Annotated in this window: 1 protein-coding gene and 2 tRNA genes; all 3 read left to right on the forward strand. The window is 40.0% G+C overall.

Annotated elements, in window-relative coordinates; translation table 11 throughout:
* The first annotated feature begins 1 nt into the window (after position 1).
* The 3 genes from NO346_RS06515 to NO346_RS06525 all read left to right on the forward strand — a co-directional run bounded on the left by NO346_RS06515 (position 2) and on the right by NO346_RS06525 (position 1887).
* Positions 2 to 77: transfer RNA gene (locus tag NO346_RS06515), tRNA-Glu, on the forward strand.
* A gap of 117 nt (positions 78 to 194) precedes the next feature.
* On the forward strand, positions 195 to 1601 hold the full coding sequence (locus NO346_RS06520; protein ID WP_256414664.1) for an amino acid permease: 1407 nt from the start codon (positions 195 to 197) through the stop codon (positions 1599 to 1601).
* Between the two features lie 210 nt (positions 1602 to 1811).
* Positions 1812 to 1887: transfer RNA gene (locus NO346_RS06525), tRNA-Glu, on the forward strand.
* Position 1888 lies beyond the last annotated feature (1 nt).

The raw sequence follows: 1888 nt of genomic DNA on the forward strand, positions 1-1888 counted from the left end.
AGTCCCTATCGTCTAGAGGCCTAGGACATCGCCCTTTCACGGCGGTAACCGGGGTTCGAATCCCCGTAGGGACGCCATATTTTATGAAAAATAATTAAAATTATAATTTTCAACTAAATATTCATTCATTCAGATTGCACATTTCAAAATTTTACATAAAATACCCGCTTCTCCACGCTTGGACAAATTGTGGTATGCAATCTTCCAACTCAAATGCTACCTCTAAATCAAAAACATTAAAACGTGCAATGAGCACCCGTCACCTAGTGATGCTTTCATTGGGCGGTGCAATTGGTACAGGTTTATTTCTAGGTTCTGGCGAGGTCATCGCTCAAACAGGTCCTATCGGCGCAATTATTGCCTACTTTTTAGGTGGTTTAATTGCCTATATGGTCATGCTCTGTTTAGGTGAGCTCGCAGTATATATGCCTGTGGCTGGATCTTTTGGCGCATACGCTCAAAAATATATTGGCCCAGGAACGGGTTATATGATTTCTTGGCTGTATTGGCTGACATGGACCGCAACGCTTGGTACAGAATTTACTGCCGCAGCCTTACTCATGCAAGAATGGTTCCCTCATATTTCAATGTGGATTTGGACCATTATTTTTGCAATTACAATTTTAGGATTAAATTTAAGTTCAACCCGCATTTTTGCTGAATCAGAATTTTGGCTTGCATTAGTCAAAGTCGTTACCGTTATTGTCTTTATCCTTTTAGGTTTATGCGCAATTTTTGGTTTCATTCCATTCCAAGGCACTGAATCAGCACCGTTATTTCATAACTTAACGGCACATGGTTGGTTTCCACAAGGTCTTTTTCCAATTTTCACCACGATGTTAATTGTTAACTTTGCCTTTTCTGGAACTGAACTCATTGGTGTTGCCGCAGGTGAAACCAAAAATCCAGCTGAAAATGTTCCGAAAGCAATTAATGCGGCAATTTGGCGACTATTAATTTTCTTTGTGGGTACGATTGTTGTTATTAGTGCATTACTTCCTTTCCATGTAGCTGGCCTAGGCGGTGATGGAGTGAGTAGCAGCCCTTTCGTAACAGTATTTAAATACATCGGTATTCCATATGCCGACGATATTATTCGCTTCGTGATTATTACTGCCTTATTATCCGCTGCAAACTCAGGTCTCTATGCGGCTTCTCGCATGATGTGGTCTTTATCTGATCAACGCCAACTGCCAAGCATATTCTCAAAATTGTCTAAGAGTGGTACGCCTATCATTGCGCTAGTGGTAACCATGTTTGGCGCAATTCCCGGATTGCTATCTGAGCATTTTGCCCCAGAGACAATTTTCAAGAATTTACTAGGTGTCGCTGCATTTACCATGGTCATCGTATGGATGAGTATTTGTTGGAGTCAGTTTAACTTTAGACGCCAATGGTACAAGACTGGACATTCAGCAAAAGATTTAAAATTTGCTGCACCACTTTATCCAATCGTTCCCATCTTAGGTTTTGTTTTCTGTTTAATTACAGGTCTCAGCATGGCATACGATCCTGAAATGCAGGCTGGTTTTATTGGATGCTTACTGTTTATTGCCGCTTGTTATTTAAGTTACTACATTTTCTACCGTGATCGTAAATAAAATGACAATAGATAAAAATGCAGCTTAGGCTGCATTTTTTATTTAACTTAAATTAACTTGCTTGATTATTTTACTTTAACTTCTTTATTTTGATTATTTATTCTACGATATGTTTTATTTTTAGACACTCACAAGATTTTTTTAGATTTTCTTTGGAAAAGTGTTTGACACCCTGTCCAATTCACCCTAATATACGCCCACCTCTGAAACGTCCCTATCGTCTAGAGGCCTAGGACATCGCCCTTTCACGGCGGTAACCGGGGTTCGAATCCCCGTAGGGACGCCAA

This window comes from Acinetobacter sp. 5862 (genome assembly GCF_024494585.1).
Lineage (GTDB): Bacteria > Pseudomonadota > Gammaproteobacteria > Pseudomonadales > Moraxellaceae > Acinetobacter.